The organism is Streptomyces sp. CB01201 (genome assembly GCF_002803085.1).
Classification (GTDB): domain Bacteria; phylum Actinomycetota; class Actinomycetes; order Streptomycetales; family Streptomycetaceae; genus Streptomyces; species Streptomyces hundungensis.
Genome location: NZ_NNBJ01000007.1, coordinates 349,893 through 375,685, shown reverse-complemented (window position 1 = coordinate 375,685; position 25,793 = coordinate 349,893). Strand labels below are relative to the sequence as shown.

Annotated in this window: 19 protein-coding genes; 6 read left to right on the top strand and 13 right to left on the bottom strand. The window is 71.0% G+C overall.

Annotated features, from left to right (window positions below):
• Window positions 1-40: 40 nt before the first annotated feature.
• Together hemQ and hemG are read right to left on the bottom strand one after the other, a co-directional pair.
• Entirely contained in the window at window positions 41-766 is a 726-nt protein-coding gene (gene hemQ / locus CG740_RS17380; protein ID WP_100576046.1) for a hydrogen peroxide-dependent heme synthase, read from the bottom strand.
• A gap of 4 nt (window positions 767-770) precedes the next feature.
• Window positions 771-2,201, bottom strand: a complete 1,431-nt coding sequence (gene hemG, locus CG740_RS17375) for a protoporphyrinogen oxidase (protein ID WP_100576045.1) — start codon at window positions 2,199-2,201, stop codon at window positions 771-773.
• A gap of 206 nt (window positions 2,202-2,407) precedes the next feature.
• Here hemG and CG740_RS17370 point away from each other — a divergent pair, with 206 nt between their 5' ends.
• Complete coding sequence (locus tag CG740_RS17370) at window positions 2,408-3,802, top strand: FAD-dependent oxidoreductase (protein WP_100576044.1); 1,395 nt, start codon at window positions 2,408-2,410, stop codon at window positions 3,800-3,802.
• Between the two features lie 28 nt (window positions 3,803-3,830).
• On the opposite strand, the gene hemE is transcribed toward CG740_RS17370, so the two are convergent.
• Window positions 3,831-4,898 (bottom strand): uroporphyrinogen decarboxylase, encoded by a 1,068-nt coding sequence (hemE, locus tag CG740_RS17365; RefSeq protein ID WP_100576043.1) that lies wholly within the window; start codon window positions 4,896-4,898, stop codon window positions 3,831-3,833.
• Between the two features lie 91 nt (window positions 4,899-4,989).
• Here hemE and CG740_RS17360 point away from each other — a divergent pair, with 91 nt between their 5' ends.
• The 5 genes from CG740_RS17360 (at window position 4,990) to CG740_RS17340 (ending at window position 12,122) form a co-directional block, all read left to right on the top strand.
• Window positions 4,990-5,643, top strand: coding sequence for a DUF3000 domain-containing protein (locus CG740_RS17360; RefSeq protein WP_100576042.1), 654 nt, complete (start codon window positions 4,990-4,992; stop codon window positions 5,641-5,643).
• Window positions 5,644-5,904: 261 nt separating this feature from the next.
• A complete protein-coding gene (locus tag CG740_RS17355; protein ID WP_100576041.1) occupies window positions 5,905-6,567 on the top strand; it encodes a response regulator transcription factor in 663 nt (220 codons plus the stop codon).
• A 78-nt stretch (window positions 6,568-6,645) separates the two neighbouring features.
• Window positions 6,646-7,929 carry an HRDC domain-containing protein gene (locus CG740_RS17350; protein WP_100576040.1) on the top strand — a complete coding sequence of 428 codons (1,284 nt, stop codon included), beginning with the start codon at window positions 6,646-6,648 and terminating at the stop codon, window positions 7,927-7,929.
• An 837-nt stretch (window positions 7,930-8,766) separates the two neighbouring features.
• The gene (locus CG740_RS17345) at window positions 8,767-9,993 is read left to right on the top strand and encodes a thiolase family protein (RefSeq protein WP_100576039.1); all 1,227 of its coding nucleotides are present in this window, start codon (window positions 8,767-8,769) and stop codon (window positions 9,991-9,993) included.
• A complete protein-coding gene (locus tag CG740_RS17340) occupies window positions 9,990-12,122 on the top strand; it encodes a 3-hydroxyacyl-CoA dehydrogenase NAD-binding domain-containing protein (protein ID WP_100576038.1) in 2,133 nt (710 codons plus the stop codon). Before CG740_RS17345 ends, CG740_RS17340 begins: the two co-directional genes overlap by 4 nt.
• Window positions 12,123-12,283: 161 nt before the next feature.
• On the opposite strand, the gene CG740_RS17335 is transcribed toward CG740_RS17340, so the two are convergent.
• The 10 genes from CG740_RS17335 to CG740_RS17290 form a co-directional block, all read right to left on the bottom strand.
• Window positions 12,284-13,435 carry a hypothetical protein gene (locus CG740_RS17335; protein ID WP_234376303.1) on the bottom strand — a complete coding sequence of 384 codons (1,152 nt, stop codon included), beginning with the start codon at window positions 13,433-13,435 and terminating at the stop codon, window positions 12,284-12,286.
• 202 nt (window positions 13,436-13,637) lie between these two features.
• Entirely contained in the window at window positions 13,638-15,134 is a 1,497-nt protein-coding gene (locus CG740_RS17330; protein ID WP_100576037.1) for an ArnT family glycosyltransferase, read from the bottom strand.
• A gap of 73 nt (window positions 15,135-15,207) precedes the next feature.
• Window positions 15,208-16,701 carry an amino acid permease gene (locus CG740_RS17325; RefSeq protein ID WP_100576036.1) on the bottom strand — a complete coding sequence of 498 codons (1,494 nt, stop codon included), beginning with the start codon at window positions 16,699-16,701 and terminating at the stop codon, window positions 15,208-15,210.
• A gap of 149 nt (window positions 16,702-16,850) precedes the next feature.
• On the bottom strand, window positions 16,851-18,776 hold the full coding sequence (gene dxs / locus CG740_RS17320) for a 1-deoxy-D-xylulose-5-phosphate synthase (RefSeq protein ID WP_100576092.1): 1,926 nt from the start codon (window positions 18,774-18,776) through the stop codon (window positions 16,851-16,853).
• A gap of 177 nt (window positions 18,777-18,953) precedes the next feature.
• Window positions 18,954-20,258: a sugar ABC transporter permease gene (locus tag CG740_RS17315; RefSeq protein WP_100576035.1), complete on the bottom strand. Its 1,305-nt coding sequence runs from the start codon at window positions 20,256-20,258 to the stop codon at window positions 18,954-18,956.
• The gene (locus CG740_RS17310) at window positions 20,255-21,043 is read right to left on the bottom strand and encodes an ATP-binding cassette domain-containing protein (protein ID WP_100576034.1); all 789 of its coding nucleotides are present in this window, start codon (window positions 21,041-21,043) and stop codon (window positions 20,255-20,257) included. Before CG740_RS17310 ends, CG740_RS17315 begins: the two co-directional genes overlap by 4 nt.
• A gap of 194 nt (window positions 21,044-21,237) precedes the next feature.
• Window positions 21,238-22,341: a substrate-binding domain-containing protein gene (locus tag CG740_RS17305; protein WP_199846488.1), complete on the bottom strand. Its 1,104-nt coding sequence runs from the start codon at window positions 22,339-22,341 to the stop codon at window positions 21,238-21,240.
• A 133-nt stretch (window positions 22,342-22,474) separates the two neighbouring features.
• Window positions 22,475-23,674, bottom strand: coding sequence for an ROK family transcriptional regulator (locus tag CG740_RS17300; RefSeq protein ID WP_100576032.1), 1,200 nt, complete (start codon window positions 23,672-23,674; stop codon window positions 22,475-22,477).
• 227 nt (window positions 23,675-23,901) lie between these two features.
• Entirely contained in the window at window positions 23,902-24,816 is a 915-nt protein-coding gene (locus CG740_RS17295; protein ID WP_100576031.1) for a carbohydrate ABC transporter permease, read from the bottom strand.
• A gap of 10 nt (window positions 24,817-24,826) precedes the next feature.
• Complete coding sequence (locus CG740_RS17290) at window positions 24,827-25,753, bottom strand: carbohydrate ABC transporter permease (protein WP_100576030.1); 927 nt, start codon at window positions 25,751-25,753, stop codon at window positions 24,827-24,829.
• Window positions 25,754-25,793: the final 40 nt, after the last annotated feature.

Here is a 25,793-nt window from a genome sequence, read left to right as displayed (position 1 = left end):
GGCCCGCTCGCGTGGCGCGGGCCCCGGTCACCTGGTCTTGCTAGGCCAGGCCCGCCACGAGGTCGGCGACGCTCTTGCGGCGCCCCGTGTAGAACGGGACCTCCTCGCGGACGTGCATCCGGGCCTCGGAGGCGCGCAGGTGGCGCATGAGGTCGACGATGCGGTGCAGTTCGTCGGCCTCGAAGGCCAGCAGCCACTCGTAGTCGCCGAGCGAGAACGAGGCGACCGTGTTGGCCCGTACGTCGGGGTAGCCGCGGGCCATCTTGCCGTGGTCGGCGAGCATCCGGCGACGGTCCTCGTCGGGCAGCAGGTACCAGTCGTAACTGCGCACGAACGGGTACACCGACACGTAGTCGCGCGGGTTCTCGTCGGCCAGGAACGCCGGGATGTGCGCCTTGTTGAACTCGGCGGGCCGGTGCAGCGCCATGTTCGACCACACCGGTTCGAGGGCGCGGCCCAGCTTGGTGCGGCGGAACAGGTTGTAGGCGCTCTGGAGCTCGTCGGAGGTCTCCGCGTGCCACCAGATCATGATGTCGGCGTCCGCGCGCAGACCCGACAGGTCGTAGGTGCCGCGGACGGTGATGTCCTTGGCGGCGAGCTGGTCGAACAGCTCCTGGACCTCGTCGGCGTAACCCGACCGGACCGCCTCGTCGGAGGGCAGTACGTCGCGCAGCTTGAAGACAGACCACAGGGTGTAGCGGATGACCTCGTTGAGGTCCTTCGCCTTCTTCCCCGCGTTGGGAATCTTTTCCGGAGCAGCACTCATGTGGCTATTGTCCCGCGTCACTCTGGGTGTTCCGCGCCAGGGTCGACGTGGCAATGATCTCGTCCGCGGCCCGCCGGGCGCTCGCGATGCACGCGGGGATGCCGACACCGTCGTAGACGGCGCCGCAGACCCGCAGTCCGGGCAGCTTGGCGACCTCCGCGCGGATGCGGGCGACCTTGGCGAGATGGCCCACCGGATACTGCGGAAGGCCGCCGATCCAGCGGTTGACCCGGCTCGCGACGGGCCGCGCCGACAGGCCGACGGCGTCGCCGAGATCGCCGAGCGAGACGTCCACCAGGTCGGCGTCGTCCCAGTCCAGATGGCGCTCCTCGCCGTAGCGCCCGATCGAGGTGCGCAGCACGAAGAGGTCCGAGCCGCGCTCCTTGACCCAACTCCACTTGTACGAGGAGAAGGTGGAGGCCTTGATGGTGCGGCCGTCCACCGGCGGCACCAGGAACCCCGAACGCTCCTCAAGACCGGCCAGATCGGCCCGCCGGAAGGCGAGGGTGACCAGGACCATCGAGGCGTACTCGACCTCCGCGAGTTCGGCGGCGGCGACCGGCGCCTCGGCGCCGAGCAGCTCGGACGCGGACCAGGCGGGGGTGGACAGGATCACGCCGTCGGCGGCGATCAGCTCGGCGTCGGTACGGATCCGCCAGCCGTCGGCGGTCCGGGCGAGCCCCAGGACGGGGGCCTCGGTGCGGATCTCGCCGCCCCGGGCCCGCACGGCCTCGGCGACCGCGGCCGGCAGGGTGCCGATGCCGCCGTCCAGGCCCGCGAAGACGGGCCCGCTCTGCGCTCTCGCGGCGGCCCTGGCCTGGATGTCCCGTACGCCGTCGAGGAGCGAGCCGTGGGTGCGGGCCGCCTCGTAGAGCTGGGGCACGGCGGCCCGCATCGAGATCTTGTACGCGTCGCCCGCGTAGACCCCGCCGAGGAGCGGCTCCACCAGCCGGTCGACGACCTCGCGGCCGACCCGCCGGGCGACGAACTCGCCGACGCCGATGTCCTCGCCGACCTCGCTCGGGGCGAGCTCGCGATCCTGCGCGACGCGGGCCAGGCCCTCGGCGGACAGGATGTCGTGGAGGGTGCCGGGCTCGGCGGGCACGCCCATCACATGGCCCGTGGGCATCGGCCGCAGCGCGCCCCGGGTCCAGATGGCGGCGCCGGCCGCGGCGGGCGCCTGGATCCGGTCGCCGAGGCCGACCGCGCGGGCGAGGTCCACGCCCTCGGGGCGGCGGGCCAGCATCGACTCGGCGCCGAGGTCGACGGGCGCGCCCTCGATCTCCCCGGCGAGCAGCTTGCCGCCGAGCACCGCGCTGCCTTCGAGCACGGTCACCCGGGCACCGGACGCGAGCAGCCGGTGGGCTGCGGCGAGGCCGGAGATACCGCCTCCGACGACGACGATGTGCGGGGCGCGGGCGGGGGCGTTGTCCATGCCTCCACTGTCTCAGACCCCCGCCGACCTCCCGAAACGAGCCCTGCGGCATCCCACGGCCGACCTCAACTCGCCGGTCCGGCTGCCGAGTTGGGGGCCGCCCTCGGTCAACACCCGGTCCGCTCCCCCGCAGGCGGGGAATACCGCGCGGCCCCCGTACGTATCGTCACCAGGAGCAGCGACCCTCACGAGCGGAGGCAACACCCATGGCGGCGGAGCGACTGGTGGTCATCGGCGGTGACGCGGCGGGCATGTCCGCGGCGTCCCAGGCCCGCAGGCTGAAGGGCCCCGAGGAACTGGAGATCGTCGCCTTCGAACGGTCGGACTTCACGTCGTACTCCGCCTGCGGCATCCCGTACTGGGTGGGCGGCGACGTACCGAAGCACGACGACCTGATCGCCCGCACCCCCGAGGAGCACCGCGAGCGCGGCATCGGCCTGCGGATGCGTACGGAGGTCACGGAGCTGGACGTGGCGGGGCGCCGGGTGCGCTCGCGCGATCTGGTGTCGGGCGCCGAGGAGTGGACCTCCTACGACAAGCTCGTCCTCGCGACCGGGGCCCGGCCGGTGCGGCCCGCGCTGCCGGGGATCGAGTCGCCCGGGGTGCACGGGGTCCACACCATCGACGACGGACGGGCCCTCCTGGAGAGCCTGGCGGCGGCCCGGGGGCGGCGCGCGGTGGTGGTGGGCGGCGGATACATCGGCATCGAAATGGCCGAGGCGCTCCTCGGCCGGGGCTTCGAGGTGACGCTCCTGACCCGCGGCGCCGAGCCCATGAACTCGCTCGACCCGGACCTGGGGCACCGGCTGGCCGAGGCGATGGAGCGCTCCGGGATCCGGATGGTCACGGGCGCCGAGGTGACCGAGGTGCTGACCGGGGATTCGGGCCGGGTGCGGGCGGTGACGACGCGGTCGGGGGCGGGGGCGGGGCCGGGCGAGTATCCGGCGGACGTGGTGGTGCTCGGTCTCGGCGTCACTCCGGGTACGGACCTGGCCCGCGCGGCCGGTCTGCCGCTCGGGGAGTCCGGCGGGCTGCTCACGGACACCTCGATGCGGGTGCACGGGCACGCCGACATCTGGGCGGGCGGCGACTGTGTGGAGGTGCTCGACCTGGTCTCGGGCCGGCACCGCTTCATCGCGCTCGGCACGCACGCCAACAAGCACGGCCAGATCATCGGGTCCAACGTGGCCGGCGACTACGCCACGTTCCCGGGTGTCGTCGGCACCGCCGTGACCAAGGTCTGCGAGACGGAGGTGGCCCGCACCGGCCTCACGGAACGGCAGGCCGACGAGGAGGGGCTGCGGTACGTCACGGCGACCATCGAATCGACCACCACCGCCGGCTACTACCCGGGCGCGGCGCCGATGACCGTGAAGATGCTGGCCGAGCGGCGCACGGGACGGCTGCTCGGCGTGCAGATCGTGGGCGGCACGGGCTCGGCCAAGCGGATCGACATCGCGGCGGTCGCCCTGACCGCGCGTATGACGGTGGATCAGATGACCGCCCTCGACCTCGGCTACGCCCCGCCGTTCTCCTCGGTGTGGGACCCGGTCCTGGTGGCGGCGCGCAAGGCGGTCTCGAAGGTGCGCGCCGCCGGGTAGCGGGAGCGTGCGCGCCGCCGGGCAGCCGCTACTTGGCGGTCTGCTCGTGGACGTGGGCGACGAGGCGGGTCAGCGAGTCCGGGTCCATCGAGGGCAGTACGCCGTGGCCGAGGTTGAAGATGTGGCCCTCCAGGCCCGCGGCCGCATCCAGCACCTCACGGGTCTTCTCCTCGACGGCCGCGGTCGGCGCGAACAGGACCGCCGGGTCCAGGTTGCCCTGGAGCGCCTTGCCGGGGCCGACCCGGCGGGCCGCCTCGTCCAGCGGGACGCGCCAGTCGACGCCGACGACGTCCGCACCGGCCTCGCCCATGAGGCCGAGCAGTTCGCCGGTGCCGACGCCGAAGTGGATGCGGGGCACGCCGTAGGGGGCGACCGCGTCGAAGACCTTCGCCGAGGCGGGCAGGATCGAGCGGCGGTAGTCGGCCGGGGCGAGCGCGCCCACCCAGGAGTCGAAGAGCTGCACCGCGGAGGCGCCGGCCTCGATCTGCACCTTGAGGAAGGCGGCGGTGATGTCGGCGAGGCGGTCGAGCAGGTCGGCCCACAGCTCCGGGTCGCCGTACATCATGGCCTTGGTGTTCTCGTGGTTGCGGGACGGGCCGCCCTCCACGAGGTAGCTGGCCAGGGTGAAGGGGGCGCCGGCGAAGCCGATGAGCGGCGTGGAGCCGAGCTCGCCGGTCAGCATGCCGATGGCCTCGGTGACGTAGTGGACGTCCTCGGGGGTGAGGTCCCGCAGCCGGGCGAGGTCGGCCCGGGTACGGATCGGCTCGGCGACGACGGGGCCGACGCCGGGCTTGATGTCCAGGTCGATGCCGATGGCCTTGAGCGGGACGACGATGTCGCTGAAGTAGATGGCCGCGTCGACCTTGTGCCGGCGCACCGGCTGGAGCGTGATCTCGGTGACCAGCTCGGGCCGCATGCACGACTCCAGCATGGGGATGCCCTCGCGCACCTTCAGGTACTCCGGCAGCGAACGCCCCGCCTGGCGCATGAACCAGACCGGCGTGTGCGGGACGGCTTCCCGCCTGCATGCCTTGAGGAACGCGGAGTCGTGCGTCTTGCTGTTCGGCTGGCCCACAGGGCGGTCGTTGGCGCTCACGACCAGAATCTTCGCATGTGGCGGCAAGCCGCCGGCCCGGGCCGGGTGTCCCTACCGGCGCCGGGCGCCCGTTCCGCCTAGTCTTCCCCGCATGGCTGCCGCTCAGGGACGAACTTCGGATGGCGCTGACGGCAGGGAAGCCGCGGACGGGACGACCGTTCCGATCCCCTTCCGTCGGGCCGTCGACGCACTGCGCACGGCGCGACTGCGCCCCGAGATCGAGGTGGACGAGACGCGTCCGCCCCAGCGTCTGGCGCCGCACGCCTACGCCGTGGAGGCGGCGGTCGTCGAGGGCGAGGACGATCTGGCCGACGGTCGGCTCGTCCTGCTGCACGACCCGGCCGGACACGACGCCTGGCAGGGCACCTTCCGCCTGGTCACCCTCGTACGGGCCGAACTGGAACCGGAGATGGCGGCCGACCCGCTGCTCCCCGAGGTGTGCTGGTCGTGGCTGACCGGCGCCCTGGAGGCGCGCGGGCTGTCCTACGGGGAGGCCAGTGGCACGGTCACCCGGGCCGGATCGCACTACTTCGGCGGACTTTCGGAGCGACTTCCGGCCACCCAGATCGAGATCCGCGCCTCCTGGACCCCGCGCGAGGGCCACGGCGGGGTGCCGGACACGGCGGGTCATCTCGCCGCCTGGTGCGATCTGCTGTGCCAGATCGCCGGCCTGCCGCCGGTCACCGGCCCGGCCGAGGGGGGCAGCGGCGTGGTGACCCTGCCCCAGCGGCGCGATCCCCGCTGACCTCGCGTTTCCTGGCGCCCCGCGCCCCGCTTCGGCGGGGCGCGGGGCGTTTTCGGCGCGCTCCGCGGGGGGCCGTGCGCCCCGCCGGTTACTCGACGATCGAGCGTCTGTCCGAATTGCCCTAAATGTTTCTCACCAAATCGTGATCATTCTCTAAAGGCCGAGGGGTTTGGTGCCGAAGAGGTTTGTGACCCTAACTGCACGGTTCGCCCCGGCTTCATCCCCGAGCCGGCTTCGTCCCGCACCTTTCCAGGAGGCCTGGTGTCCGTTCTTCTTGAGCAGCCCGCAAGCCTGGTCGCCTACCGCCCGAACAAGCCGACGGCCATGGTCGTCGTTGCCGACCCCCGAGTCCGCTCCACCGTCACCCGGCACCTGTGGGCGCTCGGAGTACGTGACGTCATCGAGGCGTCGTCCATCGCGGAGGCCCGTCCCCGCGTCGGCAACCCGCGCGACATCTGCGTTGCCGACGTCCACCTGCCCGACGGTTCCGGGCTGACCCTGCTGTCCGAGACCCGAGCCGCCGGCTGGCCCAACGGCCTGGCCCTGTCCGCGGCCGACGACATCGGCGCCGTGCGCAACGCCCTCGCGGGCGGTGTGAAGGGCTACGTCGTCACCGGCACCCGTACCAACATCGGGCACCCCGGCCGCCCCGGCGCCGCCCCCATCGGCTCCGCCGCCGCCCGTATGCACCGCCGCCCCCCGGGTGCCCCGAGCCACCCGGGCGGCTACCGCGAGCTCTCCGGCCGTGAGGTCGAGGTGCTCCGGCTCGTGGCGGAGGGCCAGTCCAACAAGGCCATCGGCGTCTCGATGGGCCTGTCCGCCCTGACCGTCAAGTCCCACCTCGCCCGGATCGCACGCAAGCTCGGCACGGGTGACCGCGCCGGGATGGTGGCCGTCGCGCTGCGGACCGGAATCATCCACTGACCGGTTTACGACCCTCACGCGCCCGTCGACGGAACGTTCCGTCGACGGGCGCGGTGCATACACAGATACCCTTGACAGGTGACCGACGCCCATAAGACCGCAGCAGAGACAGCACTGCGAACCACCGGGGGCGCTCCCCCGGACGACGTCGAAAAGGCGCCGATTCCCTTGCTGGAGCCCCGAGAGGGCATCCCGCCCGTCGTTGCCACCGACGAGGCCCTGGCCGAGGTGGTCGCGGCCTTCGCGGCCGGCACCGGCCCCGTCGCCGTCGACGCCGAGCGCGCGTCCGGCTACCGCTACGGGCAGCGCGCCTATCTGGTGCAGATGCGCCGGGAGGGCGCGGGCACGGCGCTCATCGACCCGGTCGGCTGTCCGGATCTCTCCGCTCTGGGGGAGGCACTTTCGGACACTGAGTGGATCTTGCACGCCGCCACGCAGGATCTGCCGTGCCTGCGCGAAATAGGCATGGTTCCCTCCCGGATCTTCGACACCGAGCTGGCCGGCCGGCTCGCGGGCTTCCCGCGGGTGGGTCTGGGCGCGATGGTCGAGAGCGTGCTGGGGTACGCCCTGGAGAAGGGCCACTCGGCCGTCGACTGGTCGACCCGGCCGCTCCCCGAGCCCTGGCTGCGGTACGCGGCCCTGGACGTGGAGCTCCTGGTCGATCTGCGCGACGCGCTGGAGACGGAGCTGGACCGGCAGGGCAAGCTGGAGTGGGCGCACGAGGAGTTCGACGCCATCGCCTCCGCCCCGCCCGCGCCGCCGCGCAAGGACCCCTGGCGCCGCACCTCCGGCATGCACAAGGTGCGCAGGCGCCGTCAGATGGCGGCCGTGCGCGAGCTGTGGACCGCGCGGGACAAGGTGGCGCAGCGACGTGACGTCTCGCCGGGCAAGGTGCTCAGCGACTCCGCGATCATCGAGGCCTCGCTGGCGCTGCCCGCCCATGTGAACGCGCTCACCGCGCTGCCCGGGTTCGGGCACCGGATGGGGCGGCGTCAGCTGGAGCAGTGGCAGGCCGCCGTCGACCGCGCCAAGGCCCTGTCGGAGGCGGAGCTGCCGCAGCCCGGGCAGGCGTTGCAGGGGCCTCCGCCGCCGCGCGCCTGGGCGGACAAGGACCCGGCCGCCGCGGCCCGGCTCTCGGCGGCGCGGGCTTCGGTCTCCGAGCTTGCCGAGCGGCTGAACATGCCGCAGGAGAACCTGATCACTCCGGACACCGTGCGGCGGGTGTGCTGGGAGCCGCCGGGGGACCGCTCCTCGGCCGCGGTGGCCGACGCGCTGGCCGCGCATGGTGCCCGGCCCTGGCAGATCGCCCAGGTCACGCCGCTGCTGACCGCCGCGCTCGCGGCGGCCCCCGCGAAGCCCTGACCGGCCGCGAAGCCCTGGCCGGACGCGGAGCCCTGGCCGGACGACGAATTCCGGCCAGATTGCGGTTGCCGCCGCCCGGCTAATCCTGGGCTTCCCGCCCTGGGGCTGGGGGCTCCGGTCCGGGATCTTCGGCCCTGGGGCTCCGCCCCAGACCCCGGGTGCGCCCCTCCCCACCCCTTCCCGCAACCCTCCGGGGGTGTGAGGAGGGGGCCGGGTGAGGAGGGGGCCGGGGGCAGATGGGCTGGGGGCGGAGGGAAGTGCAGGGCCTGGAGGGGGCCGGGTTCGGAAGGGCCGGGTTCGGAAGGGCCGGGTTCGGAAGGGCCGGGTTCGGAAGGGCCGGGTTCGGGTGCGGACCGTGCGTGGCTGGTCGCGCAGTTCCCCGCGCCCCTAACCCCCTCCCGGCTGCGGACCGTGCCCGCTTTTCGCGCAGTTCCCCGCGCCCCCAAACCCCATCCCGACTGCGGACCGTGCCCGCTTCTCGCGCAGTTCCCCCGCGTTCCTCGTCGGCCCGGCGCGGGGGCGCCTATAGCCCGTTATGGGGGTCCCCCCCTGGCCCCTAAGGCCTTGGGGGAGATTGGGGACGAGTGCCCTTCAGGCGCGAACGGGGTCTGGGGGCGGAGCCCCCAGGGGCCGGAACCAACCAACCCCGGGCAACGGGCGGGAGGGTGGGCGAAATGGCCCGGGCCGGGGCGGAGCTCCGGGAGGTGTGACGTTCGCCGCTCCCGGCCCCGGGGGTGGGCAGGCTGGTTACTCGTAAGTAGCATGGGTGGAGTGAGCGCGCGCTCAGTCGCGTGCGCAGCAGTGCAGTGCCACCCCGCACCCTGGAGGAGAGCCATCGTGCCTCGTACCGTCAGGGACGTCGTCTTCGTCGACGGCGTCCGCACCCCGTTCGGCAAGGCGGGCCCGAAGGGCATCTACCACGAGACCCGGGCCGACGATCTGGTCGTCAAGGCGATCCGCGAGCTGCTGCGCCGCAACCCGGCCCTCGACCCCGCGAAGATCGACGAGGTCGCCATCGCGGCGACCACCCAGATCGGCGACCAGGGCCTGACCCTGGGCCGTACGGCCGGCATCCTCGCGGGCCTCCCGCAGTCCGTGCCCGGCTACTCCATCGACCGCATGTGCGCGGGCGCCCTGACCGCCGTGACCTCGGTCGCCGGCTCCATCGCGTTCGGCGCGTACGACGCCGTGATCGCCGGTGGCGTCGAGCACATGGGCCGCCACCCCATGGGCGAGGGCGTCGACCCCAACCCGCGGTTCGTCAGCGAGAAGCTGGTCGACGAGTCCGCCCTCTTCATGGGCATGACCGCCGAGAACCTGCACGACCGCTACCCCCAGATCACCAAGCTCCGCGCCGACGAGTACGCCGTGCGCTCGCAGGAGAAGGCCGCCAAGGCGTACGCCGACGGCAAGATCCAGCAGGACCTGGTCCCGATCTCGGTGCGCAACACCAACTCCGAGGTGGGCGAGACCGGTTGGGGTCTGGTCACCGCCGACGAGCCGATGCGTCCCGGCACCACCCTGGAGAGCCTCGCGGGCCTCAAGACGCCGTTCCGCGTGCACGGCAACGTCACCGCGGGCAACGCGGCCGGCCTCAACGACGGCGCCACCGCGTCGATCATCGCGTCCGAGGAGTTCGCGCGGGAGAACAACCTCCCCGTGAAGATGCGCCTCGTCTCCTACGCCTTCGCCGGCGTCGAGCCCGAGGTCATGGGCTACGGCCCGATCCCGGCCACCGAGAAGGCCCTCGCCAAGGCGGGCCTGTCCATCGGCGACATCGACCTGTTCGAGATCAACGAGGCGTTCGCCGTCCAGGTCCTCGCGTTCCTGGACCACTACGGCATCGCCGACGACGACGCGCGCGTCAACCAGTACGGCGGCGCCATCGCCTACGGCCACCCGCTCGCCTCGTCCGGCGTACGCCTGATGACGCAGCTGGCCCGGCAGTTCGAGGAGCAGCCGGAGGTCCGCTACGGCCTCACCACCATGTGCGTCGGCTTCGGCATGGGCGCCACGGTCATCTGGGAGAACCCGCACCACAAGGACGCCGGAGGCAGCAAGTGAGCACCACCACCGCTGAGCTTCTCAAGGGCGCGGCCGAGCTGTTCCCGGACGAGGTCGTGACGTCCGCGCACGTACGCCACCTCGAACTGCCCTACGTCGCCGGGCGCTTCGCGCTCATCACGCTCGACAACGGCTTCGACCACACCAAGCCGACCACCTTCGGCCCGGGCTCGCTCGCGAACCTGAACGCCGCCATCGACCAGGTGGAGAAGGAGGCGGCCGAGGGCTCCATCGTCGGCGCCGGTGTCACGGGCAAGCCGTTCATCTTCGCCGTCGGCGCCGACCTCAAGGGCGTCGAGATCCTCAAGCGCCACGAGGACGCGCTCGCCATCGGCAAGAGCGGCCACGAGGTCTTCAAGCGCCTCTCCGCGCTGGCCGTGCCGACCTTCGCGTACTACAACGGCGCGGCCATGGGCGGCGGTGTCGAGGTCGGTCTGCACTGCACCTACCGCACCGTCTCCAAGGCGCTGCCCGCGTTCTCGCTGCCCGAGGTCTTCCTCGGCCTGGTCCCGGGCTGGGGCGGCTGCACGCTGCTCCCCAACCTGATCGGCGCCGAGAAGGCCGTCTCGGTCATCATCGAGAACTCGCTGAACCAGAACCGCCAGCTCAAGGGCAAGCAGGTCTTCGAACTCGGCATCGCGGACGCCCTGTTCGAGGGTGCCGACTTCCTGGAGCAGTCCCTCATCTGGACCGCGAACGTCCTCAAGGGCGACGTCACCGTCGAGCGCCCCGAGGTCGACCGCGGCGAGGGCTGGGACCAGGCCGTCGCCAAGGGCCGCTTCATCGCCGACTCCAAGGTGCACGGCGCGGCCCCGGCCGCCTACCGCGCCCTGGACATCATCGCGGCGTCCAAGGACGGCGACCTCCAGGCCGGCTTCGACGCCGAGGACAGCGCGCTCGCCGACCTGATCATGGGTGGCGAACTGCGGTCCGGCATCTACGCGTTCAACCTGGTCCAGAAGCGCGCCAAGCGCCCGGCCGGCGCCCCGGACAAGAACCTGGCGCGCCCGGTGACGAAGGTGGGTGTCGTCGGCGCCGGCCTCATGGCCTCGCAGCTGGCCCTGCTCTTCCTGCGCCGCCTCGAAGTGCCGGTCGTCCTGACCGACATCGACCAGGAGCGCATCGACAAGGGCGTGGGGTACGTCCACGCCGAGATCGACAAGCTGCTCGCCAAGTCGCGGATCAACCAGGACAAGGCCAACCGCCTCAAGGGCCTGGTCTCGGGTGTTCTCGACAAGGCCGAGGGCTTCTCGGACGCCGACTTCGTCATCGAGGCCGTCTTCGAGGAGATCGGCGTCAAGCAGCAGGTGTTCGCGGAGGTCGAGGCGGTCGCCCCGGCGCACGCGATCCTCGCCACCAACACCTCCTCGCTCTCGGTCACCGAGATGGCGTCGAAGCTGAAGCACCCCGAGCGGGTCGTCGGCTTCCACTTCTTCAACCCGGTCGCGATCCTGCCGCTCCTGGAGATCGTCCGCGGTGAGCAGACCGACGACGTCTCGCTGGCCACGGCCTTCGGGGTGGCGCGCAAGCTGAAGAAGACCGCGGTCCTGGTCAAGGACGCCCCGGCGTTCGTCGTGAACCGCATCCTGACCCGCTTCATGGGCGAGATCCAGAACGTCATCGACGAGGGCACCCCGGTCGCCGTCGCCGAGAAGGCCGTCGAGCCGCTCGGTCTGCCGATGTCGCCGCTGGTCCTCCTGGAGCTGGTCGGCCCGGCCATCGGTCTGCATGTGTCCGAGACCCTCCACCGCGCCTTCCCGGACCGGTTCACGGTCTCCGAGAACCTGGCCGCGGTCGTGAAGGCCGGCAAGCGCGGCTTCTACGTGTACGACTCCGGGAAGCCGGAGCTGGACCCGGAGGTCGCCGCCCTCCTCAAGCAGGGCGATGTGGCCCTGACCGAGGAGCAGACCCGTGACCGCGTCCTGGACGCGGTGGCGCAGGAGATCGGTCTGATGCTGGACGAGGGCGTCGTCGCCGAGGCCCAGGACATCGACCTCTGCCTGATCACCGGCGCCGGCTGGCCCTTCCACCTGGGCGGCATCACGCCGTACCTGGACCGCGAGGGCGTCTCGGAGCGCGTGAACGGGAAGAAGTTCCTGGCGCAGGGCGTCGCGAGCGTCCCCGCGTAGCGCACCCGCCGATACGGCACGACAGCGGCCCCGCACCTCGGTGCGGGGCCGTTTCGCGCTCAAGTACCGTCAGTAGCACGATGGTTGACGTGGCGTCAGGAATGCGGCGAGGCCCGGAACCGGGCGTCGGTTCCGGGCCTCGCCGCACAGGGCGCCGTGGGTCAGACCTGCTGCCAGGCCTCCAGGGCCAGGCCCCGCTCGTCGGTGCGCTGGCGGGTGATCCGCAGGCCGCCGTCCGGGGTGAACACGCCGAGGACGACGCGGCCCTGCGCGTCCAGCGTCAACGCCGGGGCGCCCGCGCAGACTTCGCCGGTGGGCGTCCAGCTGACCCCGGCGCTCTCCTGCTCGGTGGGGTAGGCCGCTATCGAGGGCCGCCCGTCGCGGTCGCGCTGGGCGAGCACCGTGCAGTCGACGCCGTCGATCTCCTTGCGCAGCACCGCGACCGGGCCGGTGCCCTTGCCGCCGAGCGACTCGACCGGGCCGTCACCGCGCCAGGCGCGCACCTCGCCGGACTTCGCGTCGCGCAGGAAGAAGGTGACCCGGCCGTCCTCGCCGGTCTCCAGGCCGGTGACGGTGGCCGTCTCCGGGGTGCCGGGCAGCTTCTCGATCCGCTCGAACTTGGCGTCCGCCGCGGTCCGTTCGAAGCGCATGATGCCGTTGTCGGACGGGGCGTGGATGACCATCCGGCCGCCCGCCGACGCGACGACCGATATCGACCGGTCGGCGCCGTTGCCGTTGAGGTCGGCCCAGCCGGCCCACTTGCCGGACGGTTCCTGGCCGCGCGCGGAGACACCGCCGAAGGCGTTGCGCACCACGATCTGCGCGTTGCCGCCCGAGTCCACGCCCACCGAGGGGTGGCCCATCCTGAGGCCGAGCTTCCAGTCGCGCCGCGGGTAGGGGGAGCCCACCACGGCCCAGTTCTTGACCGGGCGGCCCGACTGGTACTGGATCGCGTGGACCAGCTCGGTCCAGGTGGCGCCGTCCTCGATCGGGGTGTGGCGCAGCGCCGTCAGGTGGACGTAGCCGTCGGCGCCCTGGGCGATCGAGAGGTGCCCCTGGAGGCCCTTGCCCGGTGCGACCAGCTCGGGGCCGGTCCAGGCGCCGCCCGGCCGGGACTCGGTCCAGCGGGCCACGCCCTCGGTGGCGGGCGCGTACGCGGTGAGCCGGCCGTCCTTGCCGAGCCGGAGCCAGTCGGTGACCGTGGGAAGGCCGTCCTCGGCCACCACGACGGGGGTGGCGGCGACCGGTGCGGTGACGATGCCCCCGGCCCTCGCGGGCTGTGCGCCCGATGCCTGTCGAGACCTCTGTGCCATGGTCCGCGACCACCTTTCCCCACCGGATCCGCGCGACGCGTCCGGGTCCAGCAAACCAGCGACTTTCAGCGACCATAACACTGGTCGTGGCCCCCGATTTCCCCGGGATTTCCGTCCCGACGTGCGGCTTTTCGCCTCCGGTCGCCGGCGCCGCGTACCCGCTTCCACCCGTTGGCGTTCGCCCGGCCGGGTGAGGCGGCGCTCAGCGCGCGCGCACGTAGAAGACGGCCCCGTCCACGACCGCGGCGCGCTGGTACCGGGAGTCGAGGAAGCGCCGCAGGCTGGGGAGGTGGTCGGGTGCGAAGGGCAGGCCCCGCGAGTCGTCGACGACGAGTGCCGGGGGGCGGCCCGCGAGTTCGGCGCGGAACACCGGCCAGGCCCCGTCGACCCCATACCTCTCCCCCACCTGGGGGCCGTCCCGGCCGCCGCTGTAGTTGGTGAGCAGGCCCGCGGTCAGATAGCGGCTCGCGGGGGCGCGGCCGGCCAACCAGTACGTCTCGGGGTGTATGCCCCACACCAGGACCCGGTCGGCGGGGCCGGTGCGGGCCTCGACGGCGGCGGCGAGGCGCTCGGTGTGAGCGAGGTCGGGGCGGGGCGCGAGCAGGCCCCACAGCAGGAAGAGCGCGCACGCGCAGGCCGAGGTGAGCAGGGCGCTGGTGAGCCGGTACGGCGGCAGGATCTGGAGGGCGCCGGTGGCGAGCAGCACCAGGGGCGGGATGAGCTGGAGGTAGTAGTGCCCGAAGAAGTGGAAGCCGAGCAGCACCGCACCGGCCGACGCGAGCAGCCAGAGCCACAGGTCGGCGGCCCCGGTCCGGGCGATGCGCAGCACCCGTACGACCGGCGGCAGGAGCCCGGCGCAACCCGCCGCCAGGATGAGGGCGTTGGTCAACCCCCTTGCCAGCACGTGGAGTTCGGAGCCGGTGAAGGAGGCGTAGGACGAGGAGCCGGTGACCGTCCAGAACAGGAAGCGGGAGGGGCCGGTGAGCAGGGCCGCGGCGACGACGGGAAACGCCACCCCGACTCCCGTGCGCAGCACGGCCTTTGGGCGGCCGCAGGGGTACCGGTAGAGCAGCCACAGGACGGGGGCCAGGGCCGCGCCGCCGGTCTGCTTGGTGAGGCAGGCCCCGGCGATCGCGAGGCCGGCCCGGGTCCACTGGCCGCGGTCCGCGCAGCGCACCGCGGCCGCGGTGAACGGCAGCATGAACACCTCGAAGGTCGCGGCCTGGGCGTCCTCGGGGTTCAGCCCCACCGAGACGAGCAGATAGAGCACGCCCGCGGCCCGGCCCGCGCGGTCGCCCCAGCGGCGGCGCGCGGTGGAGGCCAGCGCGAGCGCGGTGAGGAGCTGGGCGGCGACGGCGGCGAGGCGCAGCGGGCCGAGCGAGCCGTCGCCGCACAGCGCGAACGCGGCCTCGTACAGCCAGGGCAGCAGCGGCGGTTTGCGGTCGACGACGGTGGCGTAGAGGGCGCCGCCGCTCGCCAACTGCCGTGCCTGGACGGCGAGATAGCCCTCGTCGGGGTTCCACAGCGGATGCCGGAACGAGGGGATGCGGGTGACGAGCGCGAGCACGGCGAGGACCGGGAGCAGCCGCCGCCAGTAGGGGGCCGGGGCGGGGCCGGCCGGTTCGGTGGTGCGGCGGCGCTGGCCCGGCAGCACGCTCGTGGTCACGGATCGTAGCGAGGGTGACGGCTCGGCGAGCATGCGAGCCACCCTATGCGGCCCCGTACGTCCCGATCGCGCGGACATACGGGGGCCGCATGGATCCGGGCGCCGGTTACGGAGCGTCGCGGGCGGCGCGCTTCTCGACGATGCTGTGCCGGCGGCCGTAGGCGAAGTAGATGACGATGCCGATCGCCATCCACACGGCGAACCGGATCCAGGTCTCCGCGGGCAGGTTGATCATCAGCCACAGCGAGGCGGCCGCCGCGAGTCCGGGCACCCAGGGCACCAGCGGGGTGCGGAAGGCGCGGGGCAGGTCGGGGCGGGTGTGGCGCAGGATGACGACGCCGATCGAGACGATGACGAAGGCGAACAGGGTGCCGATGTTGACCAGTTCGGCGAGCTCGCTGAGGCTGGTGAAGCCGGCCACGATCGCGATGATCACGCCGAGCAGGATGGTCGGCCGGTGCGGGGTGCGAAAGCGCGGGTGGACGTGCGAGAAGAACCGGGGCAGCAGTCCGTCCCGGCTCATCGCGAAGAACACCCGGGTCTGGCCGAGCAGCAGGATCATGCACACCGTGGTGAGGCCCACGGCGGCGCCGAAGCTGATGACGCCGGCGAAGACGGGGTGCCCGACGGCCTTGAAGGCGTCGGCGAGCGGCGCGTCCACCGAGAGCTCGGTGTAGTGCTGCATGCCGGTGACGACGACGGACACGGCCACGTAGAGGATCGTGCAGATCAGCAGGGAGCCGAGGATGCCGCGCGGCATGTCCCGCTGCGGGTTCCTGGTCTCCTCGGCGGCGGTGGCCACGACGTCGAAGCCGATGAAGGCGAAGAAGACGACGGAGGCTGCGGTGAAGATGCCCATCACGCCGAAGTTGGTGGGGGCGTACCCGGACATCAGCTGGATGAGCGGCGCCTTGAGGTCGCTGCCCGCGCTCTGCGGCTGCGCCGTGGGGATGAACGGCGAGTAGTTGGAGGACGTGATGAAGAAGGCGCCCGCGACGATCACGATCAGGACGACGACGACCTTGATGGCGACGACGACCGAGGTGACCCGGGCCGAGAGCTTCATGCCGAGCACGAGGATGACGGTGAGCACCAGGACGAGGGCGGCGGCCAGGATGTCGAAGCCGAAGCCGTGCGCGCCGTCGCGGCCGCTGAGCGCCTCGGGCAGGTGCCAGCCCGCGTTGTCCAGGAGCGAGCGCACGTACCCGGACCAGCCGACCGCCACCACCGCCGTGCCCAGCGCGAATTCGAGCACCAGGTCCCAGCCGATGGTCCACGCCGGAAGCTCGCCGAGCGAGGCGTAGGAGAAGGTGTAGGCCGATCCGGCCACCGGCAGCGTCGAGGCGAACTCCGCGTAGCAGAGCGCGGCGAGCGCGCACACCACGCCCGCGACCACGAAGGCGATGGAGACCGAGGGCCCGGCGTTCTCCTTGGCGACCTTGCCGGTGAGGACGAAGATGCCGGTCCCGATGACGACTCCGACCCCGAAAACGGTGAGGTCGAGCGCGGACAGGGACTTCTTGAGCGCGTGTTCTGGCTCCTCTGTGTCCTGGATTGACTGTTCGATCGATTTGGTCCGGAACAGACCTCTGCTGGCCACCCGTGCACCTCCGCTAGCTCATCGTCCTCGCCATGATCGGGAGGGGAGGAGGTACGGGTACCGGGCTGAGCGCGTTTTTCACGCGAACGGGCCGGACCAATCACCCGTACAGGCAGATCGGTCCGGCCCTTCGACCCGTCGTCACATGATCAGTCGCGGGCGGGCTCCACCGCGGCGCGGCTCTCTTCGTAGCGGCCGTCCAGCTTGGAGACCAGACCGGTGACCTGACGTGCGATGTCCGGCGCGGTCAGACCGATCTCGGTCATGACCTCGCCGCGCGAGGCGTGGTCGAGGAAGCGCGGCGGGATGCCGAAGTCGCGCAGCGGGACGTCCACGCCCGCGTCGCGCAGCGCCTGGCTGACGGCCGAACCGACGCCGCCCACGCGGCTGTTGTCCTCGACGGTGACCACGACGCGGTGCTTCTCGGCGAGCGGTGCGAGCGCCTCGTCGACCGGCTTGACCCAGCGCGGGTCGACCACGGTCGTCGAGATGCCCTGGGCGTCGAGCAGGTCGGCGATCTCCAGGCACATCGGCGCGAGCGCGCCGACGGAGACCAGGAGCACGTCCGGGCGGACGGCACCGGCGGCGGGCTCGCGCAGCACGTCCATGCCGCCGATGCGGCCGACCGCCTGGACGGCGGGGCCGACCGCGCCCTTGGAGAAGCGCACCACGGTCGGGGCGTCCTCGACCTCGACGGCCTCGCGCAGCTGGGCGCGGACCTGGTCGGCGTCGCGCGGGGCGGCGATCCGGAGGCCCGGCACGACCTGGAGGATCGACATGTCCCACATGCCGTTGTGGGAGGCGCCGTCGGTGCCGGTGACGCCGGCCCGGTCGAGCACGAAGGTCACCCCGCACTTGTGCAGGGCCACGTCCATCAGGACCTGGTCGAAGGCGCGGTTGAGGAAGGTGGCGTACACCGCGAAGACGGGGTGCAGGCCGCCGGTGGCCAGGCCCGCGGCGGAGACCGCGGCGTGCTGCTCGGCGATGCCCACGTCGTAGACGCGCTCGGGGAAGGCCTTGGCGAACTTGTCGAGGCCGACCGGCTGGAGCATGGCCGCGGTGATCGCGACGATGTCCTCGCGCTCCTTGCCGAGCTTGACCATCTCCTCGCCGAACACCGAGGTCCAGTCGAGACCGGAGGTCGACACCGGCAGGCCGGTGTCGGGGTGGATCTTGCCGACCGCGTGGAAGCGGTCGGCCTCGTCCGCGAGCGCCGGCTGGTAGCCGCGGCCCTTCTCGGTGAGGCAGTGCACGATGACCGGACCGCCGAAGCGCTTGGCGCGCTGGAGGGCCGACTCCAGGGCGTCGATGTCATGGCCGTCGATGGGGCCGACGTACTTGAGGCCCAGGTCCTCGAACATGCCCTGCGGGGCGATGAAGTCCTTCAGGCCCTTCTTGGCGCCGTGCAGGGTCTCGTACAGCGGCTTGCCGACGACCGGGGTGCGCTCCAGGAGGTCCTTGCCCTTGGCCAGGAAGCGCTCGTAGCCGTCGGTGGTGCGCAGGGTGGCCAGGTGGTTGGCGAGGCCGCCGATGGTCGGCGCGTAGGAGCGCTCGTTGTCGTTGACGACGATCACCAGGGGACGGTCCTTGGCGGCGGCGATGTTGTTCAGCGCCTCCCAGGCCATGCCGCCGGTGAGGGCGCCGTCGCCGATGACGGCCACCACGTGGTCGTCCTTCTTCAGCACCTCGTTCGCCTTGGCGAGGCCGTCGGCCCAGCCGAGGACGGTCGAGGCGTGGCTGTTCTCGATGACGTCGTGGTCCGACTCGGCGCGTGCCGGGTAGCCGGACAGACCGCCCTTCATCTTCAGCTTGGAGAAGTCCTGCCGCCCGGTGAGCAGCTTGTGGACGTAGCTCTGGTGTCCGGTGTCCCACAGGACCCGGTCCCGGGGCGATTCGAAAACGCGGTGCAGCGCGATGGTCAGTTCCACCACGCCGAGGTTCGGACCGAGGTGTCCGCCGGTCTTGGAGACCGCGTCCACCAGGAAGGTCCGGATCTCTGCCGCCAGCTGGTCGAGCTGCTCCGGGCTGAGCCGGTCAAGATCGCGCGGTCCCCTGATACGGGTAAGCAGCGGCACCCGTGCCTCCTTGCATCCGTGCTGGTCGAGCATGCCGATCTGTTGAGTCTAATGTTCCGCCCGTGGCCGCGGGCCCGGGGCGGTGCGTTGTGTGTCACCCGGGTGGCTGACGGGCCCTCGCACACACGCACGTGCCCGGCGCCTCGTGGGCACCGGGCACGTCGGGAAGCGGGCAGGTCAGGCGCGGCCCGCGGACTTCTGGGTCTTGCGGGTGACGGCGTCGATGATCACGGTGATCAACAGCACGCCGCCGGTGATCATCTGCTGGATCGCGGCGGCGACGCCTTCGAGGGCGAGGCCGTACTGGATCGAGGTGATCACCAGCACACCCAGGAGCGCGTTCCAGGTGCGGCCGCGGCCGCCGAAGAGGCTGGTGCCGCCGATGACGGCCGCCGCGATGGCGTTCATCAGGAGGTCACCGCTGCCCGCGCCCTGGTTGGCCGCGCTGATCTTGGAGGCGAGGAAGAGACCGCCGACGGCGGCGAAGGTGCCGGAGATGGCGTAGACCGAGGTGCGGACCATCACGATGTTGATGCCGGCCCGGCGCGAGGCCTCGACGCTGCCGCCGAGCGCGAAGATCATGCGGCCGTACGAGGTGCGGCGGAGCACGAAGTCCGTGAGGATCAGCACCGCGAGGAAGATCACCACGGCGAGCGGCAGGCCCTTGTTCTGGTTGAACATGTAGGCCACCGCGAAGGCCACCACGGCGAGCAGCACCGTGCGCAGCACGATCTCGCTGAGCGGCCGCGACGGGACGCCCGCGGCCTCGCGGCGGCGGCTGTCGAAGAACGCGGACAGGAAGTACACGGCGACGGCCACCAGGGCCGCTCCGTAGGCGACCGCGACATCGCTGAAGAAGTAGTTCGACAGGTTGTAGAAGACGCCGGAGCCGCTGGTGTTGATCGTGCCGTTGTCGCCCAGGATCTTCAGCATGAAGCCGTTCCAGAACAGCAGACCGGCCAGCGTGACGGCGAAGGCGGGGACGCCGATGCGCGCGAAGATGAAACCGTGGATGGCCCCGGCGACCGTGCCCGTGAGGACGGCCAGGATCAGCGCCAGCCACTCGGGCGTGCCGTGCAGCACGCTGAGCACCGCGAAGGACGCGCCCGCCACACCGCTGACCGAGCCGACCGACAGGTCGATCTCGCCGAGCAGCAGCACGAAGACGATGCCGACCGCGATCATGCCGGTGCCGACCATCGCCACCGAGATGTCGGACAGGTTGCCCGCGGTGAGGAAGTTCGAGTTGAGGCTCTGGAAGACGATGCAGATGATGATCAGGCCGACGATGACGGGCAGCGCGCCCAGCTCACCGGCCCGCACCTTGCGCTTGAGCTCGCCGAGGTAGCCGGCGAAGCCCTGCTCGCGCACGAGCAGGCGCGGGTCGACCGCGGCGGAGGCGGCGTCCGCGGCGGGCGGCGCGTCGACCGGGGCGGTGGCCGGCTTGCCGAGGTCGGGCGAGGAGGTCTTGTCGGTGCTCACTTCTGAACCTCCGCGTTGCGCGCCGCACGGCGGGTCACGGCGTTGTCCGTGGCCCCGGTGATGGCGGAGATGATCTCTTCCTGCGAGGTGGTCTTCACGTCGAAGACACCGTTGTTCCGGCCGAGCCGGAGCACCGCGACCTTGTCGGCGACGGCCTTCACATCGGCCATGTTGTGGCTGATGAGGACGACCGCGTGGCCGCGCTGGCGCAGCCGCTCCACCAGGTCGAGGACCTGGGCGGTCTGCTCGACGCCGAGCGCCGCGGTCGGCTCGTCGAGGATGACCAGCTTGGGCTCGCCGAGCATCGAGCGGGCGATGGCCACGGTCTGGCGCTGGCCGCCGGAGAGCGAGGCGATCGGGATGCGCACGCTCGGGATGCGGATCGACAGCGTGGTGAGCAGTTCGCGCGAGCGGCGCTCCATCTCGACCTCGTCGAGGACGCCGCGCTTCTTCAGCTCGCGTCCGAGGTAGAGGTTGCCGACGACATCGATGTTGTCGCACAGCGCGAGGTCCTGGTAGACCGTCGCGATGCCCAGGGTCTGGGCGTCGTTCGGCTTGCCGATCTGGACGGCCTTGCCCTCCCACTCGATGACGCCGTCATCGATGGGGTGCACGCCGGCGATCGTCTTGACCAGCGTGGACTTTCCGGCGCCGTTGTCGCCCACCAGGGCGACCACTTCACCGGCGTGGACCTCAAGCTCTACGTCGGTGAGCGCCTGAACGGCACCGAACCGCTTGGAGACCCCGCGCAACGCCAACACGGGCGTAGCGGACACGTGAACCATCTCCTTCGCCGCCTGACCGGCGGGGATGCCGCGCCCGAAGGGGTGGGGGCGCGGAGGTCGAGCAGAAGAGAACTGCGAGAGCCGAAACGTTCCGTCCGGCGCCCCCGCCGCGGCGGGGGCTGAGCGGGCGCGGGGCGCCGGAGGGTTTCGGGGGGCTCAAGTCCCTTGGGTGGCAAGGGACTTGGCGGGGTGAGCTACTTGACGCCGGCCGCGTCGCAGGCGGCCTTGTAGTTGGCGGTGCAGATCTCGGCGACGGTGTAGATCTTGTCCTTGATCACGGTGTCGTTGATGTTCGCCTTGGTCAGCGAGACGACCGGGACGATGTTGGACGGCACGCCCTGGGTGGTCGGCGAGTCCAGCTTCTTCGGGGCGAGCGAGCCGAGGTCCTGGCCCTTGGCGAGCTTGACCGCCATCTCGGCGGCGATCGCGTCCTCCTGCGGGTAGGACTTGTAGACGCTCATGTACTGCTCGCCCGCGAGGATGCGCTGCACGCCCGCGAGTTCGGCGTCCTGGCCGGTGACCGGCGGGAGCTTGGAGAGGCCGGCCGCCTTGAGGGCGGTGATGATGCCGCCCGCCATGCCGTCGTTGGCGGAGTAGACGCCGATGACCTTGTCCTTGCCCAGGGCGGAGAGCGCGCCCTCCATGTTGGCGTTGGCGTTCTCGGGCTTCCACTCCTTGGTGTCGTACTCCTTCCCGATGTTCACCTTGCCGTCGAGCTCGGCGTGGGCGCCCTTCTTGAAGAGCGCGGCATTCGGGTCGGTGACGGCGCCGTTCATCATGACGATGTCGCCGGACTTGGCCTTGTCGCCCAGGGCCTCAAGGAGGGCCTTGCCCTGCACATGGCCGACTTCCTCGTTGTCGAAGGACACGTAGGAGTCGATGGGGCCCTCGGCGAGGCGGTCGAAGGCGACGACCGGGATGCCGGCCTGCTTGGCCTTCTTGACCGAGGCCGCGATGGCCTTGGAGTCGACCGAGTCCACGATGAGCGCGTCCACCTTGTTGGTGATCATCGTGTCGGCCTGCTGGTTCTGCGTCGTCGCGTCCTGCTTGGCGTTCGCGTAGACGATCTGGCCCTTGCCGTTGGTCAGTTCCTTGACCTTGGCCTCGATGAGCGGCTTGTCGAACTTCTCGTAGCGCGCGGTCTGGTTCTCGGGGAGCAGCAGACCGATCTTGAGGTCGTCGCCCTTCTTGGCGCTGTCGGACGACTTGGTGCCGCCGCCCGACTCCTTGGCGCTGCCACAGGCGGCGAGTGTGACGGCCATCGCGGTGGCGGCAACGGCTACAGCGGCACGACGCATGTTCGTGTTCACTTCAGAAACCTCCCTGACGAGGCCGCGACGTTGCGGCCGAGGTGGCTGGAAGTCAACTCGGCGTTAAGCCCACCGTCAAGGAGTAAATCCTTAACGAGATGACAACGGTGCCATCCGTTATCTAAGTGAAGGCAGGCGCCGAGGCGGGGAGTGCACTGTCCAACAGGGTCGAATCCCCCATTTCGCTCAGGACGAGGGCCAGCGCGCCGAGCACTTCGGCACGTCCTCCCAGGGCCCCCGGAAGGACCGACAACTGCCGCGCGGCGCTGGGGATCGCATACCGCGACACGGAGTCCCTGATGGGACCCAGAACCAGCTCCCCGGCCTCCGCCAGATCGCCCCCGAGGACCACCCGGCTGGGGTTGAGGAGGTTGCACAGGTTGGCGACGCCGCTGCCGATGTGGCGTCCTACGTCGGCGATCACCCGGCGGCAGCCCGGGTCGCCCTCGCGGGCCATCCGCACCACACGCTCCATGGTCAAGTCTGCCCCGTGGCTGGATTGCAGCAAGGGGAGCACATAGCGGGCCGCGGTGAACGTCTCCAGGCAGCCGCGGTTGCCGCAGCGGCACACCGGCCCCGACTCGTCCAGGGTGATGTGCCCGATCTCCCCCGCGGTGCCGCCGGGCCCCCGGTAGATCTGCCCGTCGATCACCAGGCCTGCGCCCACACCGCTGGCGACCTTGATGTACGCCAGGTCGCGCACCCCCCGCCCGGCGCCCCAGACCAGCTCGCCGAGCGCGCCCAGGTTGGCGTCGTTGTCGACGTACACCGGCACGCCCAGGCGTCCGGCGAGCTCCTCGCTGGGGTTGATGCCGGTCCAGCCCGGCAGGATCGAGGTGGAGCCGAGCGTGCCCGACTCGACGTCGATGGGCCCGGGGACGCCAAGGCCCACCCCGATGACCTTGTCCTGGCCGATGCCGGTGGCCGCGATCAGCCGGTTGACCAGCTCTTCCGCCCGGCCGAAGCCCTGCGCCGACGAGGCGTCGACGTCGAGCGGCTCGGACTCCTCGGCCAGCACCTGGTGGGCCAGGTTGCCGACCGCGACCCGCAGGTGCGTATGGCCGAAATCGACGCCGATGACGATGCCGGCCGAGCCGCTGAGCGAGACGCTGCGGGCCCGTCGGCCGCCGGCCGAGGTGGGGGTGACCTCGACGGTCCCGCCGTCCTTCAGCTCGCGCACGATGTTGGAGACGGTGGCCGCGGACAGGCCCGTCGTTCTGGCGATCTCGGCCTGGGTGAGCGAGCCCGCCATGCGCACGGCCCGTACGACCCGCTCAAGGTTGGCCCGGTGCAAAGACGTCTGCGACCCCGGAGTCTCCATCGACTCATCCACTCCCACCGTAGGCGGGCGGCGCGACGGCCGCCCCCGCACGGAGCCGCAGCAATGAGGCCCCGTCTTTTCTCCAACATGTGAACCCTAAGCTCAGCCTTCAGGGTGGTCTCCCGTCAAGACCTGAGCAGACGCGGTACCGATCGGGGAACGCACGACCGCCCGCGGGCACGGGGCCCGCGGGCGGTCGGGGGAAGAAGGCGGCTGCGAGGGGGCGGCTACTTGAGCGCTCCCGCGGTCAGGCCCGCCTGGACCTGCTTCTGGAAGACGATGTACACGGCGAGCACGGGCAGCATCGCGATCGACAGACCCGCGAAGAGCGCGCCCCAGTCGCCCTGGTAGCCCTGCTGCACGGCGAGGTCGGCGAGGCCCTGGGTGAGCACCCAGTTCTTGGTGTCGCCCTGGTTGAGCACCAGGGGCAGCAGGTACTGGTTCCACTGGCCGAGGATGTTGAAGATGCCGATGCTGATGATGCCGGGCTTGGCCATCGGCAGCATGATCTGGAAGAACGTCCGGGTGTGCGAGGCCCCGTCGATCAGCGCGGCCTCGGCGACGGTGGTCGGCAGCGTCCGGAAGAACGCCGTCATGAAGAAGACCGTGAACGGCAGCGAGTACGCGATGTAGATGAGGACGAGGCCGGGCAGCGTGTTCAGGATGCCCAGGTTCTTGGTCACGAAGAACAGCGGGACGAGCACCATCACCACGGGGAACGCCATGCCGCCGACGAACAGGAAGTAGATGAACCGGTTGCCGGGGAACTCGAAGCGGGCCAGCACATAGGCCGCCATCGAGCCGAGCAGCATCGTGCCGAAGGTCGAAAGGCCCACCACGAAGGCCGTGTTGAGGAAGTACTGCCCGATGTTGGCCTTGCTCCAGGCCCGCGACCAGTTGTCGAAGTGGAAGTCCGTGGGCAGCGACCAGGGGTGGGTGAGGATCTCGCCGGAGGTTTTGAACGAGCTCCACAGCGCCCACAGCAGGGGCACGCCCACCATGAGCGCCCAGACCAGGAGGAACACGTGGGAAAAGGCGTTGAGCACGCCTCCCTCGCTGCTGCGCCACTTCCAGCGGGCTGCGCTGGCGGTGGGCGGTACGGCGGCCTTCTCGCCGTCCACCTGCATGGTTTCGGTCGTCATCGCGCCACCCCTAGAATTCGATCCGCTCGCGGCGCGAGAGCCGCATGCTGAGAATGGCGAACACCAGGGTCACGATCAGCATCGCGACACCCATGGCGGCGGCCATTCCGTACTGGCTGTTGTCCCGGAACGCCGTCTTGTAGAGGAGCAGCGGGACCACGTCGGTGGATTCGTCGGGGCCGCCGACGTTCACCGACATCAGCTGTACGTAGATGAACGCGTCCATCGCGATGATGCCCATGTAGACCCAGGCGGTGGCGACGGTGTCCCGCAGCAGCGGCAGGGTGATCCGGAAGAACGTCTTGACCCGGGAGGCGCCGTCCAGGAGGGCGGCCTCGTAGATCTCGCCCGGGATGGAGGCCATTCCGGCGGAGAACAGGACGACGTAGAAGCCGACGTTGGCCCACACCATCACGACCATGATGCAGATCAGCGCGATGCTGGAGTCGCCGAGCCAGGACTGCTGGAGCGAGCTCAGACCGACGCTGGAGAGCAGGGAGTTGAGCATCCCGTTCTCGGGGTCGGGGTTGTAGATCTGCTGCCACAGGATCGCGATGATCGTGATCGAGAGGACCTGCGGGAAGAAGAAGATCACCTTGTAGAGGCCGGAGCCCCGCACGCCGGCGACCCCCGCAGAACCTCTGCGGCGGCCGCCGACATTCAGCATGAAGGCGAAGAAGAGACCGAAACCGAGCGTGACGACCGGCACGAAGAGCAGCAGAAGGACGTTGTGCCACAACGCCTTCCAGAAGAGGTCGTTGTGCATCAGCTTCTGATAGTTGTCCAGCCCGATGAAGTTTTTCTCGGGGGTCAGTCCGCTCCAGCTCGTCAGCGAAATCTGGAAGTCCTGGAGGAAGGGCGAGATCACGAGGACCCCGTACAGCGCCAGGGGAATTGCCAGGAATCCGATGATGAACCGGTACTTGCCGTGTCGCATGTCGCCGGTCGCTCTCGTCTCAGCCAGTAGTGGTAAGCGA